Origin of the sequence: Fictibacillus phosphorivorans (assembly GCF_001619875.1) — a bacterium.
Classification (GTDB): Bacteria; Bacillota; Bacilli; order Bacillales; family Fictibacillaceae; genus Fictibacillus; species Fictibacillus phosphorivorans_B.
Genome location: NZ_LRFC01000023.1, coordinates 119,720 through 135,431 on the forward strand (window position 1 = coordinate 119,720; position 15,712 = coordinate 135,431).

A 15,712-nucleotide genomic window follows, 5' to 3' on the forward strand; every position below is an offset into this window, starting at 1 on the left:
GTTATGACCAAAATATCTGAAGATCTTATGCTTTCAAATTATCAGGCAAAAACGAAGCAAACAGGTAACAATATTTTAGGAAAAGATGATTTTCTGAAAATCTTAATTACACAGCTTCAAAATCAAGATCCAACAAGTCCAATGCAAGATCGTGAGTTTATCGCACAGATGGCAAGTTTCTCCTCTTTAGAACAGATGACAAATATGAATCAGACAATGCAACAATTCTTAACTTTTCAAACAGAAGCCTCGCTTTTACAGCAAAGTCAAATGATCGGTAAACACGTAACTTACGAGACGGAAACGGTTGATTCAGAAGGAAACAAAAAGATAGAAGAAAAAGAAGCGGTAGTGAAATCGGTATTGTTTGAAAAAGGTTCGGTACAGCTAGAATTGAGCGATGGAACAAAAATTACGAGTTTCCAAGTTATCAAGATATCAGATCAGGCTAAGTAAGGAGTTGATACTATGAGCGAAAGAATACACGCTCATCAAATGTACCAGCCGATCCTTTATCCAAAGCACAGTAAGCAAAAAGAGATCAATCAATCTTTTAAATCTTTATTTAATAAAGAACTTACAAATCAAATTACTGTAAGTAAGCATGCTCAGAAAAGACTTCAAGATAGAAATATTACGATATCAGAATTCAGCTGGAATAAGATAAGTGAAAAGATTGTGGAAGCAGGACAAAAAGGCATAAAAGATTCTTTAGTCATCATGAAAGATGTCACGCTTGTTGTAAATGCTCCGAATCAAACAGTAATTACGGCGTTAGATCGAAACGAAAGTACATCTCAGATCTTTACAAACATAAATGGTGCAATCGTCATAGACGAATAAAAGCGAGCTGGACCTTTACAGGAGGCTCACAAAAACTGCTGAATGACAGACGCAGTTACTAAACCAAGTAAGGGAGATAAAACAAATGTTACGTTCTATGTATTCAGGAATCAGCGGTATGAAAAACTTTCAGGTGAAGCTCGATGTAATCGGTAATAACATTGCTAACGTTAATACATATGGCTTCAAAAAAGGCCGTACAACGTTTAAGGACTTGGTAAGTCAGCAGATTGCTGGGGCTAGTGCACCAACTGCCAATGCAGGTGGTGTGAACGCTAAGCAAGTAGGACTTGGTTCTCAACTTTCAACTATTGATACCATTCACACACAAGGAAGTTTACAAACAACTGGAAGACCTCTTGATTTAGGTATTTCTGGTGATGGTTACTTCATTGTTGGAACAGGAACAGTATCTGGAAAAACAATCACCAATCCTGCTATGAATTTTACTAGAGCAGGTAACTTTTATTTGGATCAGCAAGGGAACTTAGTAAATTCTGATGGATTATTCGTAATGGGACATCCGTCTGATGTCCCAACAGGAAACCCAGCAACCAACAATATTACTACTACTAGTTTTGGTAAAATTGTGATTCCTACAGATGCAAAAAGTTTTAGTGTTGGATCTGATGGTGTAGTAAATTATGTAGATGCAAATGGAGCATTATTGAAAGCCGGTCAAATAATGATTGCAAAATTTCCAAACAATGAAGGTCTTGAAAAAATTGGTGCAAACTTATATAAAAACAGTGCAAACTCTGGTGATCTAAATAGAGATACAACAAACGCTGCTTTTCAACCAACCGACATGTACACACCAGGCTCTAATGGAGCAGGTACGCTTGTAGCAGGTGCACTTGAAATGTCCAACGTTGACTTATCCGAAGAGTTCACTGAAATGATCGTTGCACAGCGTGGATTCCAAGCGAATACGAGAATTATTACAACATCTGATGAGATCCTACAGGAACTGGTGAATTTAAAACGTTAATGTGAAGGGAGGAAGGGTTGAGCAGGTGACTGCTTAGCCCCTAACTCATATGATTTCTTTAACTCAATTAAACGGCAGCACCTTTACACTTAATGCCATTTATATTGAACAAGTTCAGTCTTTTCCGGACACGACAATTACGTTAACGACTGGTAAGAAGTTTGTTGTGAAAGAAAGTGAAGAAGAAGTTGCTCAGAGAATCACTGCATTTTATAGAGGAATTACGCTGCTTCCGATAAACAATCAAAAGAGGGAGGGTCTCTAGTTGGGGAAAAATAAAGCTGTAACCATTATGCTTTCTATGCTTTTAGCTATAGGCCTTGTTGGTGCAGCAGGGTACTTTGGTTTCAAACAATTTTCGCCAAAGACGGAAGCCTCTGCACCAACTGCAGAGGAATTGGATAAGCTCATGGTACAAACAGATGAAATCACAACCAATTCGGCAGATCAAGCTTACGTGAAGATTCAATTTAAGATACAAGCAGATAATAAAGATGCCAAACATGAATTAGAGAAACGATTGTTTCAAGTGAATAATCTGATTATCTATGAAATCTCTAACATGAAAACAGAAGAACTTTCAGGGCAAAAGGGGTTAATATCTCTTGAAGATAAGTTGAAGACCGAGATCAATAAAGTGATGCAAGAAGGAAAAGTAGTAAGAGTCTACACAACTCAAAAAATCATACAGTAATTCATTAAAAACGGCATGAAAAGAGGTGAGACTCTTGGTTGATGTTTTATCACAAAACGAAATTGATGCTCTTTTATCAGCTCTTTCAACAGGAGAGATGGACGCAGAAGAGCTAAAAAAGGAAGAGTCAGAGAATAAAGTTAAAGTTTACGATTTTAAGAGAGCCCTTCGTTTCTCTAAAGAACAAATCCGCAGTTTAACTCGTTTGCATGAAAATTTTGCAAGGCTTTTAACGACTTATTTTTCTGCACAGTTAAGAACGTATGTACAGATCGGAGTAGCTTCTGTTGACCAGCTTCCATATGAAGAGTTTATCCGTTCTGTACCAAAGATGACATTGCTAAACGTGTTTGAGGCACAACCGTTTGAAGGACGTATCTTAATGGAGGTTAATCCTAATATCGCTTACGCCATGCTTGATCGAGTAATGGGTGGCAGCGGTGCTGGAATGAATAAGATTGAAAACCTGACCGAAATTGAAACGAGGATTATGAGTCAGCTGTTTGAAAACACGCTTGATAGTTTTAAAGAAGCATGGACAAGCGTTATTGAACTAGATCCATTCATGGTTGATCTGGAGGTTAATCCGCAATTTCTGCAAATGGTGTCACCAAATGAAACGGTCGTTGTCATCTCGTTAAATACGACAATCGGTGAAACAAGCGGCATGATAAACATTTGCCTTCCGCATGTTGTTATTGAGCCGATCATCCCGAAACTATCTGTTCATCATTGGATGCAAAATAAAAAGAAAACAAGAATTCCAGGAGAAACAGAGTTTATTGAACAAAAGCTGAAAAATGCACTTTTGCCTTTTAAAGTTGAGTTGGGATCTTCAGAAATGTCAATAGAAGAATTTTTACACTTATCAATCGGTGATTGTATTGAACTGGATCAAAGAATCAATCAGCCGCTCGTTATTAAAGTAGAGAACAATCCTAAGTTTTATGGTCAGCCGGGTAAGATGAAGAAAAAGCTAGCCGTTCAAATTATTGAAACCATTAAGGAGGATGAGGATCAATGGTAAGTGGAGATATGCTTTCACAAGACGAAATTGATGCTTTGCTGAATGGTGGAAGTGCTTCCTCGTCCGAAGTAACCGACACCGAAGATTATTTATCTTCTATTGAGCAAGATGCTTTAGGTGAGATCGGAAATATTTCATTTGGCAGTGCTGCAACGGCGCTATCAACCCTTTTAAACCAAAAGGTAGAGATCACGACACCTACTGTAAGTGTAGTGAGAAGAACCGAATTAAAAGACGAGTTTCCAATTCCGCATGTCGCTGTTCAAGTAACTTACACAGAAGGAATTGAAGGAGCAAACCTGCTAGTAATTCGAAAAACGGATGCACAAATCATTGCAGATTTAATGCTCGGCGGTGAAGGCACAAATCCTTCTCCTGATTTCGGAGAACTTCAGCTGAGTGCAGTTGGAGAAGCGATGAATCAGATGATGGGATCTGCTTCTACTTCTATGTCGACGATCTTTAACAAGAAGGTCGATATCTCACCGCCTAAGATTGATTTTCTGGACGTTGAATCAAACACAAACCTTATACCAGACGAAGAGATTTTAGTAAAAGTATCATTCAGGTTAAAAGTGGGTGACCTCATCGATTCTAATATTATGCAATTGATCGATGCCGATTTCTCTAAGAATCTCGTACATAGACTTATGAATCCTGAACCGGTGATTCAAAATGAACCGGTTGCAGATTATGTTCCTCAAAAAGAAAAAACTGTGCCAACACAATCTTATACTCATTTTGAGGAGCCGGTAGAGCGTGAAACAAGATCGATGTCTGCAGCAACTTCCTATCAGCCACAGATGAGAGAAGTTTCTGTTCAGCCTGCAAGTTTTTCAGACTTTGGAAATTTTGAATCGAGCCATACAGAGACCAAGAATCTAGATATGCTGCTGGATATTCCACTTCAAGTGACGGTGGAATTAGGAAGAACGAAGAAAACGATTAAAGATATTTTAGAAATGTCACAAGGTTCCATCGTGGAGCTTGATAAATTAGCAGGTGAACCCGTCGATATTTTTGTTAATCAAAAAATGATCGCAAAGGGCGAGGTTGTTGTTATTGATGAGAACTTCGGTGTAAGAGTAACAGAGATTTTAAGCCAGCGTGATCGGTTAGAAAAATTAAAATAACAAACGGAGGTAAGTGTAATGGGAGAGCGTATTTTAGTTGTAGATGATGCAGCATTTATGAGAATGATGATTAAAGATATTCTAGTCAAAAACGGTTTTGATGTTGTAGGTGAAGCAGCAGACGGTGCGCAAGCTATCGAAAAGTTTCAAGAGTTAAAACCAGACTTAGTAACAATGGATATTACGATGCCTGAGATGGATGGAATCTCAGCATTAAAAGAGATCAAAAAGACTAATCCAGAAGCTAAGATCATCATGTGTTCAGCGATGGGTCAGCAAGCAATGGTAATCGATGCGATTCAAGCAGGAGCAAAAGACTTTATTGTAAAGCCATTTGCGGCTGATCGTGTTATTGAAGCAATTAAGAAGACTTTAGGCTAAGAAGTTCAATGTATAGATGGGTAATCAGTTTTGTTGCAGCAGTTTGCCTTTCGTTTGTGCCATTCAGTGTACAAGCGGAAGGCAGCGGTTCAGGGAAAAGTGTTTGGGACACTGTTAACGAGACAAAGCAAAAAAGTGATAAAGAACAACCGCCTCAAATGTATGAAGCTGACACTTCTGATGGCGGAAGCACCTTTATGATGCTTGTTAAACTCGTATTTATGCTCGGAGTCGTGCTAGCGATCTTGTTTTTTGTACTGCGTTTTATTCAAAGAAAATCAGTTCGATTTCAAGATGGAAAGAACCTGCAATCTTTAGGTGGTATTGGAATCGGACAGAATCGTTCTGTTCAGCTAATTAAAACTGGAAATTCAGTATTGGTAGTAGGTGTTGGTGACTCGGTGACTTTGTTAAAAGAAATTACAGATGAAACGGAAGTTCAGTTGATGCTCGATCAGCATCAAGCTCAAAACACTGTTCAGAACGTTTCAGCGATAACGAGTCAAATAAAAACAAAATGGTTAAAAAGTAAAGAAGAAACGCGCGATGAGGGTGGAAGCAAAGAAAAAGATTCCTTTAAAAACATGCTGAATGCCATTGTAGAGGACAAGAGGGAACAACAAAGAGAGATTCAGAAAGCACTAGAGAAAGGGAAACATCATGAATGAATTTATTCCTGGTTTAGATTTGGATTTTATTAATAATAGCGATCCGGCCAATATGGAAACAACCATTCAGCTTCTGTTGCTCTTGACTGTGCTTTCGCTAGCTCCTAGTATTCTGATTCTCATGACATGTTTTACGAGGATTATCATTGTCTTATCATTCGTCAGAACTTCATTGGCCACACAGCAGATGCCGCCTAACCAGGTACTTATCGGTATCGCTTTATTCTTAACCTTTTTCATAATGGCACCTGTTCTGCATGAAGTGAATAAAGAGGCAGTTCAGCCTTTAGTAAAAGGTGAGATTACTCAGGAAGAAGCCTTTGATAAAGGAAGTCTTCCGATTAAAGAATTTATGGCAAAGCATACAAGGCAAAAGGATCTTATGCTGTTTATGGAATACTCAGGAGCAAAAAAGCCTGAAAGTATTCAAGATATCCCTTTAACCACTCTTGTACCAGCTTATGCGATCAGTGAATTAAAGACTGCGTTTCAAATTGGTTTTATGATCTTTGTACCATTTTTGATTATAGATATGGTTGTTGCTTCTATTTTAATGGCTATGGGGATGATGATGCTGCCGCCAGTTATGATATCACTGCCATTTAAGATTCTATTATTTGTACTAGTGGATGGCTGGTACCTCATCGTTAAATCATTGCTATTAAGCTACTAGGGCAGGTGGAAAGATGGATTCTCAGTTTGTCGTATCATTAGCTGAAAAAGGAGTATACATGACCCTGCTTTTATGCGGACCATTACTCGCATTGGCGCTGGTTGTAGGTTTGATCGTCAGTATTTTCCAAGCTACCACACAGATTCAAGAACAAACACTCGCATTTATTCCAAAGATCGTGGCCGTTTTAGTAGGACTTGTTTTTTTTGGACCATGGATGCTGTCACAAATATTAGGCTTCACATCAAATATCTTTCAAAATTTACACAATTACATAGGATTATAAAATGATAGATTTAGCTGCTTTTCCTGCGTTTTTATTAATCATAACTAGAGTATCGGCATTTTTTTTAACTATTCCTGTGTTTTCGAATAAAAATTTACCAGTCATTCACAAAATAGGACTTTCTCTATTTTTATCTTGGATTATGTTCTATGCGATAAACCCAGATCCGATATCCATCAACAGCTCGTTTCTGCTTTTGATCATTAAAGAAGCAATGGTTGGACTGTCAATAGGCTTTATTGCAGCGATTGTGTTTTATGCCATCCAAGTTGCGGGTGGATTTATTGATCTTCAGATGGGTTTTGCTATCGCGAACGTCTTTGATCCACAGACTGGTATTCAAACTCCACTCATGGGAAGGTATCTCTACACATTTGCGCTTCTGTTCTTATTATCGACCGACGCCCACCATATGCTGCTAGATGGTATCTTTTACAGCTATAAGTTTCTGCCGTTGGATTCGGCTATCGCCAATTTCGGAAATGGCGGTATGACTAGATTTGTGATCAGTGTATTCTCGGGAATGTTTCTAGTTGCTCTGCAAATGGCCATTCCGATTGTAGGAACATTATTTTTAGCAGATTTAGCACTCGGAATTGTGGCGAGAACCGTGCCGCAGATGAACATTTTTGTAATTGGACTGCCCGTAAAGATTTTGATCGCTCTAGTTTTATTTTTAGTCATCATGCCAGCATTCTTCGTATCCGTTCAGTTGCTGGTCGATCAAATGCGAGACAGCATGCTTAATTTAATGAAATTGTTAGGAGCTGCTTAAGCTGATGAAATACCCATTTCACCTGCAATACTTTTCTCAAGAAAAAACAGAAAAAGCGACTCCGAAGAAAAGGCAGGAAAGCCGCAAAAAAGGTCAGGTTGCTAAAAGTGCAGACATAAATGCAGCGCTTGTCTTGTTTGTATCCGTTATGTCTTTAGCTTTTATGGGAAGTTGGATGGGAGAGCATTTGCTTCATCTTTTTTCATACAGTCTTGAAAAAAAGCTTTTGTATGATGTAACAGAAACGAGCATTCCGAAGCTTTTCATTGAACTATCCATGGAAGTTGCACTTATTTTAGCACCTGTGATGATTGCAGCAATGGCGGCCGGGGTACTCGGGAACTACTTGCAGGTTGGGTTTTTGTTCTCAACAGAAGCGATACAGATGAAACTCGAACGGATCAACCCTTTATCAGGTTTTAAAAGAATTTACTCTGTTCGTGCGCTCGTTGAACTTTCAAAATCACTGCTAAAGATTTTATTTATAGGAGGCGTTACATTTTTTGTTCTCTGGTTGGAGCGGGATGTTTATTTAAGAATGAGTCTTGTAAATATTGAAGCGTCACTCCCAGTGTTTGGGGGGTTGGCCATTAAAATGGGGTTTGCAGCATCACTCGTTTTACTTTTTCTTGCGTTTCTTGATTATATGTACCAAAAATACGATTTTGAAAAGAACATTAGGATGTCTAAACAAGACATAAAAGACGAATACAAAAAATCCGAAGGTGATCCAAAGATAAAAGGAAAGATCAAGGAAAAACAAAGACAGATGGCCATGAGGCGAATGATGCAAGAAGTGCCAAAAGCAGATGTTATCATTACCAACCCTACACATTATGCCATCTGCTTAAAGTATGATGATGGCCAAATGGATGCACCCGTAGTTGTAGCAAAGGGAGTCGATCTGATTGCTCAGAGAATCAAAGAAATTGCAAAAGAACATGATGTTGCAATGGTTGAAAACAGGCAATTAGCAAGGACGTTGTACGCTAGGGTAGACATCGGTCATGTGATTCCAGAGGATCTTTTTAAAGCAGTAGCTGAAATATTAGCCTTTGTGTATCGCGTTAAGAAAAAAGCGTAAGGACTGAATAGGAGAGTTTACAGATGAAAGCGAGAGACATGAGTGTTTTAGCAGGGGTAATTTTAATTATTGCCATGCTCGTCATACCACTTCCACCATTTATGTTGGATTTCTTAATCATAACAAATATATCTCTGGCACTTTTAATCATATTAATTGCCATGAATACAACACAGCCTCTCCAATTCTCTATATTTCCTTCGCTGCTTTTGCTAGTGACTCTTTATAGACTTGGGCTAAACGTTTCGACAACAAGAAGTATCTTATCTACAGGAAATGCTGGAAACGTTGTACATACATTTGGTGAATTTGTTGTCGGTGGGAATATTTTAGTCGGTATTGTTGTATTTTTTATCTTGATCATTATTCAATTTATTGTAATAACAAAAGGGTCTGAACGTGTATCGGAAGTAGCAGCACGATTTACGCTCGATGCGATGCCTGGTAAACAGATGAGTATCGATGCAGATCTAAATGCTGGGATGATTTCAGATCGAGAAGCGAAAGAAAGACGTGAGACAATTGAGCGTGAGGCGGACTTTTACGGAGCGATGGACGGTGCGAGTAAATTCGTTAAAGGGGATGCAATCGCTGGTATCATTATCGTTTTAATCAACATGCTATTTGGAATTATCATTGGAATGCTTCAAATGGGACTAAGCTTTGGAGAGAGTGCGGAATTGTTTACGAGAATGACCGTCGGTGATGGATTGGTCTCACAAATTCCAGCACTTATCATCTCAACTGCAACGGGAATAATCGTGACACGAGCGGCTTCAGAAGGAAATCTTGGCTTTGATATCAGCAAACAATTACTCGCGTATCCTGTCATGCTTTTTGTGGCTGGCGGAACGATAATTATGCTTGGGTTATTCACGCCCATTAATGATTTCTTTACGCTTACGATTGGCGGAATACTTGCCATTGGCGGATACCTGCTGTTAAAAGCAGAACGTGAACAAAAAGAAAAAGAAGAAGTGGTAGAAGAAGACATTCAGACTGAACAACTGAAGAGTCCTGAATCTGTCGTAAATCTTCTTCAGATCGATCCAATCGAGTTCGAATTTGGGTACAGCTTAATACCGCTTGCAGATACCTCACAAGGCGGGGACTTATTAGATAGGATCGTCATGATTAGAAGACAGCTTGCTCTTGAGCTAGGCATGATTGTGCCGGTAGTTAGAATAAGAGACAACATACAGCTGCAGCCGAATGAGTACAGAATCAAGATTAAAGGCAGTCAGGTCGCAAAAGGTGAGCTGTTGCTCGATCATTACTTAGCCATGAGTCCAGGAATTGAGGATGAGGAAATTCAAGGAATTGAAACGATGGAACCTGCTTTTGGTCTTCCTGCGATCTGGATCGGTGAAGAGATGAAAGAACGTGCAGAATTTTCAGGGTACACTGTTGTTGACCCTCCTTCAGTTGTTTCTACTCATCTTACAGAAGTTATCAAAAAGCATGCTCATGAACTAATCGGAAGACAGGAAACGAAACAGCTCGTAGATCACTTAAAAGAATCATACCCTGCGATTGTTGAAGAAGTTACCCCAGATGCGCTTACGATTGGTGAAGTTCAAAAAGTATTATCAAAATTACTAAGAGAGAGGATTTCTATACGAAATCTAGCCGTTATTTTTGAAACGTTAGCTGATTTTGCAAAGATGACAAAAGATACAGATTTATTAACCGAGTATGTAAGACAAGGTTTGTCCAGACAAATTTCTAAAAGTTACACAAATGAAAATGAACCTTTACATGTGATCACTTTGGGCGGATCTGTCGAAAAAAAGATCGCAGACGCGGTTCAGCAAACCGAACACGGAAATTATCTTTCACTTGATCCTCATGATTCTCAGTCTATTTTTGACAGCATAACAAGAGAGTTGGAATCAGGCAGAAGCTTTGACCAGTCCGTCGTACTGTTGTGTTCTCCTGCGGTAAGAATGTACGTGCGCCAGCTGATTGAACGGTATTTACCTGATGTTGCGGTATTATCCTATAACGAATTAGAACCTGAACTTGAAGTAAAAAGTGTTGGGGTGGTGAACATCTGATGAAAGTGAAAAAATATACAGCGCAAAACTTGCCAGAAGCTATGAAACTAGTCAGGGCAGACCTTGGCAGCGGTGCCGTCATCTTAAATACAAGAGAAGTGCAAGTAGGGGGGATATTTGGTTTTTTCACTAAAAAGAAATTTGAAATCTTTGCAGGATTAGATCAAGACATTGATTACCAGCAAACGATAAAACAAACAAACAATCGTGTGAAAGATCATCAGCATTTTTCTAAACCGGATGAAGAACTGACTCAGGAAATTCGTCATTTAAAAAAAATGGTTCAAACACTTACCATACAAACGAAACAAAGTGAAACAAAAGCTCCTTTAGTCGAAGAATGGGAAACGTTCTTAAAAAATCAAGAGCTGGATTCTTTAATTCTTAACGAACTGATCACTGCTTTATCAAGTAAATTTGAAAATCTTGAGGAGAATGAAGCCAATCAATACGATTGGAACACATGGGTTACAAATTACTTAGGAGCTCGCATGAAGAAAAGTGAGTTTAGTGGATTTCATTACGAAACAAAATTCCTAAACCTAATCGGCCCTACTGGAGTTGGAAAAACAACGACCATTGCCAAAATCGGTGCTAAAGCTGTTTTAAAAGATGGAAAGAGAGTAGCGTTTATTACGACTGATACGTACCGAATTGCAGCGATCGATCAATTGAAAACATATGCTGAAATTCTGAACATCCCATGTGAAGTGGCTTATACTGCAGATGATTTTAAAAAAGCAAAAGAAAGATTTAAAGATTATGATCTTGTACTGGTTGATTCTGCGGGTAGAAATTTCTTGAATCGTTTTTATATAGAAGAATTGCAGCGGATTGTGAATTTTGATAAAGACATGAAAAATTATCTTGTTCTAGCGCTAACTTCTAAGTACAAAGACATGGAAACAATCTATAACCAGTTTAAGAGTCTGCCTGTTCATAAGGTGATCTTCACAAAAAAAGATGAAACGAAGACCCTTGGTGCAATGATCAATTTACCCATCCTAAATGGTATGGGGATTGGATATGTTACAAACGGACAGAACGTTCCTGATGATATGTTTGAAGCAACGGCTGATGAGCTGATCCAAATGCTGATCAAGGAAAAAACAAATCATGATTGACCAAGCTGCTAGTCTAAGAAAACAATTGATGAATTCTACTGAAAGAGCACGGGTAATTTCTGTTGTTAGTGGTAAGGGTGGAGTTGGTAAAACGAATGTAACTGTTAATCTCGCCCTTTCCTTAGCACAAATGAAAAAGAGGGTCCTCGTAATGGATCTTGATGTTGGTATGGGTAACGTTGATCTGATTCTTGGGAGAAGATCGAATAAGCACATTATGGATATGCTCAATAATCAGCTTTCCGTATGGGAGATCATCGAAGAAGGAAAAGATGGTCTTCATACCATTGCGGGCGGAAGAAATTTTGGCCTGCTTACAGAGATCACAGAGGAAATGCTGAATCACTTTGTGAGACAGCTTGAAGAGCTGGAGAAATTTTATGATTTTATCTTCTTAGACATGGGTGCTGGTGCAACAGAAGCTGCTCTAAATTTTGTTTTATCGAGCCACGAAATCTTAGTCGTTGCAACACCAGAGATAACCTCTATAACAGATGCCTATTCTATGATGAAGTTCATCTATATAAAAGATAAAAATCTTCCGTTCTACTTAGTCATTAATCGGTACGAAAACGAAAAAGAAGGAAGAGAAACCTATAACAAATTAAAACATGTATGCATGCAGTTTTTAGATAAAGAGTTGATCTGTCTTGGAAAAATACCATTAGACCAAAGTGTTTTGGAATCAGTAAAGAAACAAGTTCCATTTACGATTCTTAAGCCGGCTTCTTTAGCTTCAAAAGCTATTTCTGGCTTAGCGCAAGCATATGTTGGGGCAGCCGCAGATCAAAAAGCATCTTATACATCGTTTATCAGCAGGTTAAAGTCACTAATTTTTGAGAGGTAGAACTACGTGAAACAAATCAAAGTGCTAATTGTAGACGATTCTGCCTTTATGAGGAAACTTATAAAAGAATTTTTAAGTGAAGACCCTAGAATCGTTGTTCTCGATACAGCTAGGAATGGACAAGAAGCAATCGAAAAAACAGAAAAATTAAAGCCTGATGTTATTACAATGGATGTGGAAATGCCCATCTTAAACGGTATTGAAGCAGTTAAAAGTATAATGAGCATTCAACCAGTGCCGATTATTATGCTTTCAAGCACAACGAAAGCTGGTGCAGAAAATACCATTTTAGCCATGGAAGCGGGTGCCATAGATTTTATTGCTAAGCCTTCTGGTGCTATTTCTCTAGATTTGCATAAAGTAAGGAAAATCTTAATTGAAAAAGTAATTGCTTCATCAAAAGCAAATGTTGCTTTGAAACGTCTTAAAACTGAAAACAGAGATGTCACTAAGATCAGCAGGAAACCGATAAAAAAGAATAATCTTGATAAGATCATCTTAATTGGTACATCAACGGGTGGTCCTAGGGCTTTACAAGAAGTCATTACGAAACTTCCGGCAGATTTAGAAGCTCCTGTTGTTGTTGTTCAGCACATGCCCGCAGGTTTTACGCAGTCATTAGCCAACCGATTGAATGCTCTATCTCATGTGCACGTTAAAGAAGCAGAACATCAAGAAACGTTAAAAAAAGGCAATGTATACATAGCACCAGGCGGGATGCATATGAGATTGAACGAAAGAATTGGACAAGTTTTTATCACATTAGATCGAGAAGCACCAGTTGGAGGACACAGACCTGCTGTAAATGTACTTTTCAGTTCTGCTGCAAACCTTACAAACTACCAAAAGATTGCAGTAATTATGACGGGCATGGGTTCAGATGGTACAAACGGCATTTTAGATCTTAAAGAAAACGGGCAAACGATCGTGATAACAGAAGCTGAAGAATCTTGCATCGTATACGGGATGCCAAAAGCTGCAGCTCTAACCCGAAAAGTAGATGAAGTGGTTCACCTGGAATCTATGGCACGAACTATACAGAACTATTTGTAAAATAGGAGGAATAATACGATGGAAATGACACAATATCTTGACATATTCATTGATGAAAGCAAAGAACATCTACAAGCTATTAACCAACAGGTGCTGCTGCTCGAAAAATCACCAGAAGAGCTGTCAATCGTAAATGAAATATTCCGGTCTGCTCATACATTAAAAGGTATGTCTGCAACAATGGGATATGAAGATCTTGCTAGTTTAACGCATTGCATGGAAAACGTTCTTGATGCGATCCGGAATAAAAAGATACCTGTAACAGCTGCTGTACTAGATGTTCTTTTTGTATCACTCGATCACTTAGAAGCGATGGTTGTTGAAATTGCTGAAGGCGGTAACGGTAAACGCGATGTTTCAGAGACAGTAAGAGATCTTGAAGCATTAGAAAATGGAGATTCACCAGCTCCTGCTTTAACTAGCAAGAGAAGTAATACGGAAAGTATGCAAAGTTATGATCAGTACGAAAAACAGATCATTCTTCAATCGAAAGAACAAGGTTTTAACGCGCTTGAGCTTTCCATTTCATTACGTGAGGATTGCATATTAAAAGCAGCGAGGGTTTATATGGTTTTTGAAGTAATTGAGCAGATCGGTGAGATTATTAAAACCATGCCAGCTGTTGACATGCTTGAAGCAGAGCAGTTTGAAACAAGCTTTAACCTTTCCGTGCTCACGAAAGAATCAGCACAAGATATAAAAGATCGTATTTTTAAAGTTTCTGAGATCGAAGGGGTTGAAGTATCAGAGATTACTACTGAAAATCTTAACGCAGCAGCTGTTGAAGAAAGTATTGAGAACCAAGGTGTAGAACAAGTTGTAAACAATGAAAATAAAAAAGAAGAAACACAGCAAAATACAAGTTCTGCCGGGTCAGGTAAAACGATTCGTGTAAATATCGAAAGACTTGATCAGCTTATGAATTTGTTTGAAGAACTCGTCATTGACCGCGGACGTCTAGAGGAGATTTCAAAATCCCTAAAAAGTTCTGATTTAAACGAAACGGTCGAACGAATGTCTAGAGTATCAGGAGATCTTCAGAATATCATATTAACGATGCGTATGGTCCCTGTAGAACAAGTCTTTAATCGATTCCCAAGAATGGTTAGAGGGTTAGCAAAAGACTTAGGCAAGAAAGTGAACCTAGAAATTATTGGTGCTGATACGGAACTCGATCGGACAGTTATTGATGAGATCGGTGATCCGCTTGTCCACTTGCTTAGAAACTCTATAGACCATGGAATTGAAAACCCTTCTATTCGGTCTAATGCCCGAAAGAATGAAACAGGAACAATCTACTTAAGAGCGTTTCACAGCGGTAACCATGTGTTTATTGAGATTGAAGATGATGGCGCGGGTATTAATAAACAAAAAGTGTTAGAAAAAGCATTAGAGAACGGGATCATCACGAAAGAAATGTCAGAAAATTTGACCGATAAACAGTGTTTTGAATTGTTATTCGCTTCTGGATTTTCGACGGCTGACGTTATTTCAGATATTTCTGGACGTGGAGTTGGACTTGATGTTGTTAAGAACAAGATCGAGTCGTTAGGCGGATCGATATCTGTTGATTCAACAGCTGGATTTGGAACCATTTTCTCCATTCAGCTCCCGTTAACTTTATCGATTATGTCAGTCATGCTTGTTGAAATTCAACAAGAAAAATATGCGATTCCGTTATCGTCCATTATTGAGACTGCCATTATAAAAAAAGAAGAAATTTTATCTGCTCATAATCAAAAAGTCATTGATTTCCGTGGGAAAGTAGTGCCGCTCGTTAACATGAAGGAAATCTTTGAAGTTCCAGAAACAAATGAAACAAGCCAGCACGTTCCTGTAGTTGTCGTAAGGAAAGGTGACAAAATGGCAGCGTTAGTTGTTGATTCGTTTATCGGACAGCAGGAAATCGTATTAAAATCACTAGGTCAGTATTTAACATCCGTTTTTGCGATCTCAGGCGCAACGATACTCGGAGACGGACAAGTAGCCTTAATTTTAGACTGTAATGCACTTATTAAATAATTTTTTAAAGGTTACTCCTTAATGACTCTTATCTATTAGAGTGATGCTTTTGGA

General features: G+C 38.5%; 18 protein-coding genes. All 18 read left to right on the forward strand.

Annotation, left to right across the window (positions count from 1 at the left end; genetic code table 11):
• Nucleotides 1–3 precede the first annotated feature (3 nt).
• The 18 genes from flgD to AWM68_RS10200 all read left to right on the forward strand — a co-directional run bounded on the left by flgD (nt 4) and on the right by AWM68_RS10200 (nt 15,658).
• Nucleotides 4–456: a flagellar hook assembly protein FlgD gene (flgD, locus tag AWM68_RS10115; RefSeq protein ID WP_066240790.1), complete on the forward strand. Its 453-nt coding sequence runs from the start codon at nt 4–6 to the stop codon at nt 454–456.
• A 12-nt stretch (nt 457–468) separates the two neighbouring features.
• On the forward strand, nt 469–843 hold the full coding sequence (locus tag AWM68_RS10120) for a TIGR02530 family flagellar biosynthesis protein (RefSeq protein WP_066240793.1): 375 nt from the start codon (nt 469–471) through the stop codon (nt 841–843).
• An 85-nt stretch (nt 844–928) separates the two neighbouring features.
• The gene (flgG, locus tag AWM68_RS10125; protein WP_066240796.1) at nt 929–1,834 is read left to right on the forward strand and encodes a flagellar basal body rod protein FlgG; all 906 of its coding nucleotides are present in this window, start codon (nt 929–931) and stop codon (nt 1,832–1,834) included.
• 49 nt (nt 1,835–1,883) lie between these two features.
• On the forward strand, nt 1,884–2,099 hold the full coding sequence (locus AWM68_RS10130) for a flagellar FlbD family protein (RefSeq protein WP_066240798.1): 216 nt from the start codon (nt 1,884–1,886) through the stop codon (nt 2,097–2,099).
• Entirely contained in the window at nt 2,100–2,528 is a 429-nt protein-coding gene (fliL, locus tag AWM68_RS10135) for a flagellar basal body-associated protein FliL (RefSeq protein ID WP_066240801.1), read from the forward strand. It begins immediately after the preceding gene.
• Between the two features lie 34 nt (nt 2,529–2,562).
• Nucleotides 2,563–3,555 carry a flagellar motor switch protein FliM gene (gene fliM / locus AWM68_RS10140; RefSeq protein WP_066240804.1) on the forward strand — a complete coding sequence of 331 codons (993 nt, stop codon included), beginning with the start codon at nt 2,563–2,565 and terminating at the stop codon, nt 3,553–3,555.
• Nucleotides 3,549–4,688, forward strand: a complete 1,140-nt coding sequence (gene fliY, locus AWM68_RS10145) for a flagellar motor switch phosphatase FliY (RefSeq protein ID WP_066240807.1) — start codon at nt 3,549–3,551, stop codon at nt 4,686–4,688. The genes fliM and fliY overlap by 7 nt, the downstream gene beginning before the upstream one ends.
• 18 nt (nt 4,689–4,706) lie before the next feature.
• A complete protein-coding gene (locus AWM68_RS10150) occupies nt 4,707–5,069 on the forward strand; it encodes a response regulator (protein ID WP_066240809.1) in 363 nt (120 codons plus the stop codon).
• A gap of 8 nt (nt 5,070–5,077) precedes the next feature.
• Nucleotides 5,078–5,737: a flagellar biosynthetic protein FliO gene (locus AWM68_RS10155; protein ID WP_066240812.1), complete on the forward strand. Its 660-nt coding sequence runs from the start codon at nt 5,078–5,080 to the stop codon at nt 5,735–5,737.
• The gene (fliP, locus tag AWM68_RS10160; RefSeq protein WP_066240814.1) at nt 5,730–6,410 is read left to right on the forward strand and encodes a flagellar type III secretion system pore protein FliP; all 681 of its coding nucleotides are present in this window, start codon (nt 5,730–5,732) and stop codon (nt 6,408–6,410) included. Before AWM68_RS10155 ends, fliP begins: the two co-directional genes overlap by 8 nt.
• Before the next feature lie 13 nt (nt 6,411–6,423).
• Nucleotides 6,424–6,696, forward strand: coding sequence for a flagellar biosynthesis protein FliQ (fliQ, locus tag AWM68_RS10165; RefSeq protein WP_066240819.1), 273 nt, complete (start codon nt 6,424–6,426; stop codon nt 6,694–6,696).
• A 1-nt stretch (nt 6,697) separates the two neighbouring features.
• Nucleotides 6,698–7,471, forward strand: coding sequence for a flagellar biosynthetic protein FliR (fliR, locus tag AWM68_RS10170; RefSeq protein ID WP_066240821.1), 774 nt, complete (start codon nt 6,698–6,700; stop codon nt 7,469–7,471).
• A 4-nt stretch (nt 7,472–7,475) separates the two neighbouring features.
• Nucleotides 7,476–8,555: a flagellar biosynthesis protein FlhB gene (gene flhB, locus AWM68_RS10175; protein ID WP_066240823.1), complete on the forward strand. Its 1,080-nt coding sequence runs from the start codon at nt 7,476–7,478 to the stop codon at nt 8,553–8,555.
• A gap of 23 nt (nt 8,556–8,578) precedes the next feature.
• The gene (gene flhA, locus AWM68_RS10180; RefSeq protein WP_066240827.1) at nt 8,579–10,612 is read left to right on the forward strand and encodes a flagellar biosynthesis protein FlhA; all 2,034 of its coding nucleotides are present in this window, start codon (nt 8,579–8,581) and stop codon (nt 10,610–10,612) included.
• Nucleotides 10,612–11,736, forward strand: coding sequence for a flagellar biosynthesis protein FlhF (gene flhF, locus AWM68_RS10185; protein ID WP_066240830.1), 1,125 nt, complete (start codon nt 10,612–10,614; stop codon nt 11,734–11,736). The genes flhA and flhF overlap by 1 nt, the downstream gene beginning before the upstream one ends.
• Complete coding sequence (locus AWM68_RS10190; RefSeq protein WP_066240832.1) at nt 11,729–12,583, forward strand: MinD/ParA family protein; 855 nt, start codon at nt 11,729–11,731, stop codon at nt 12,581–12,583. Before flhF ends, AWM68_RS10190 begins: the two co-directional genes overlap by 8 nt.
• A gap of 6 nt (nt 12,584–12,589) precedes the next feature.
• Nucleotides 12,590–13,636, forward strand: a complete 1,047-nt coding sequence (locus AWM68_RS10195) for a protein-glutamate methylesterase/protein-glutamine glutaminase (RefSeq protein WP_066240835.1) — start codon at nt 12,590–12,592, stop codon at nt 13,634–13,636.
• Between the two features lie 18 nt (nt 13,637–13,654).
• On the forward strand, nt 13,655–15,658 hold the full coding sequence (locus AWM68_RS10200) for a chemotaxis protein CheA (protein ID WP_066240838.1): 2,004 nt from the start codon (nt 13,655–13,657) through the stop codon (nt 15,656–15,658).
• Nucleotides 15,659–15,712: the final 54 nt, after the last annotated feature.

Coding starts and splice junctions, on each gene's coding strand:
- flgD (WP_066240790.1), top strand. CDS start 4: ATGACCAAAATATCTGAAGATCTTATGCTTTCAAATTATCAGGCAAAA.
- AWM68_RS10120 (WP_066240793.1), top strand. CDS start 469: ATGAGCGAAAGAATACACGCTCATCAAATGTACCAGCCGATCCTTTAT.
- flgG (WP_066240796.1), top strand. CDS start 929: ATGTTACGTTCTATGTATTCAGGAATCAGCGGTATGAAAAACTTTCAG.
- AWM68_RS10130 (WP_066240798.1), top strand. CDS start 1,884: ATGATTTCTTTAACTCAATTAAACGGCAGCACCTTTACACTTAATGCC.
- fliY (WP_066240807.1), top strand. CDS start 3,549: ATGGTAAGTGGAGATATGCTTTCACAAGACGAAATTGATGCTTTGCTG.
- AWM68_RS10150 (WP_066240809.1), top strand. CDS start 4,707: ATGGGAGAGCGTATTTTAGTTGTAGATGATGCAGCATTTATGAGAATG.
- AWM68_RS10155 (WP_066240812.1), top strand. CDS start 5,078: ATGTATAGATGGGTAATCAGTTTTGTTGCAGCAGTTTGCCTTTCGTTT.
- fliP (WP_066240814.1), top strand. CDS start 5,730: ATGAATGAATTTATTCCTGGTTTAGATTTGGATTTTATTAATAATAGC.
- fliQ (WP_066240819.1), top strand. CDS start 6,424: ATGGATTCTCAGTTTGTCGTATCATTAGCTGAAAAAGGAGTATACATG.
- fliR (WP_066240821.1), top strand. CDS start 6,698: ATGATAGATTTAGCTGCTTTTCCTGCGTTTTTATTAATCATAACTAGA.
- flhB (WP_066240823.1), top strand. CDS start 7,476: ATGAAATACCCATTTCACCTGCAATACTTTTCTCAAGAAAAAACAGAA.
- flhA (WP_066240827.1), top strand. CDS start 8,579: ATGAAAGCGAGAGACATGAGTGTTTTAGCAGGGGTAATTTTAATTATT.
- flhF (WP_066240830.1), top strand. CDS start 10,612: ATGAAAGTGAAAAAATATACAGCGCAAAACTTGCCAGAAGCTATGAAA.
- AWM68_RS10190 (WP_066240832.1), top strand. CDS start 11,729: ATGATTGACCAAGCTGCTAGTCTAAGAAAACAATTGATGAATTCTACT.
- AWM68_RS10200 (WP_066240838.1), top strand. CDS start 13,655: ATGGAAATGACACAATATCTTGACATATTCATTGATGAAAGCAAAGAA.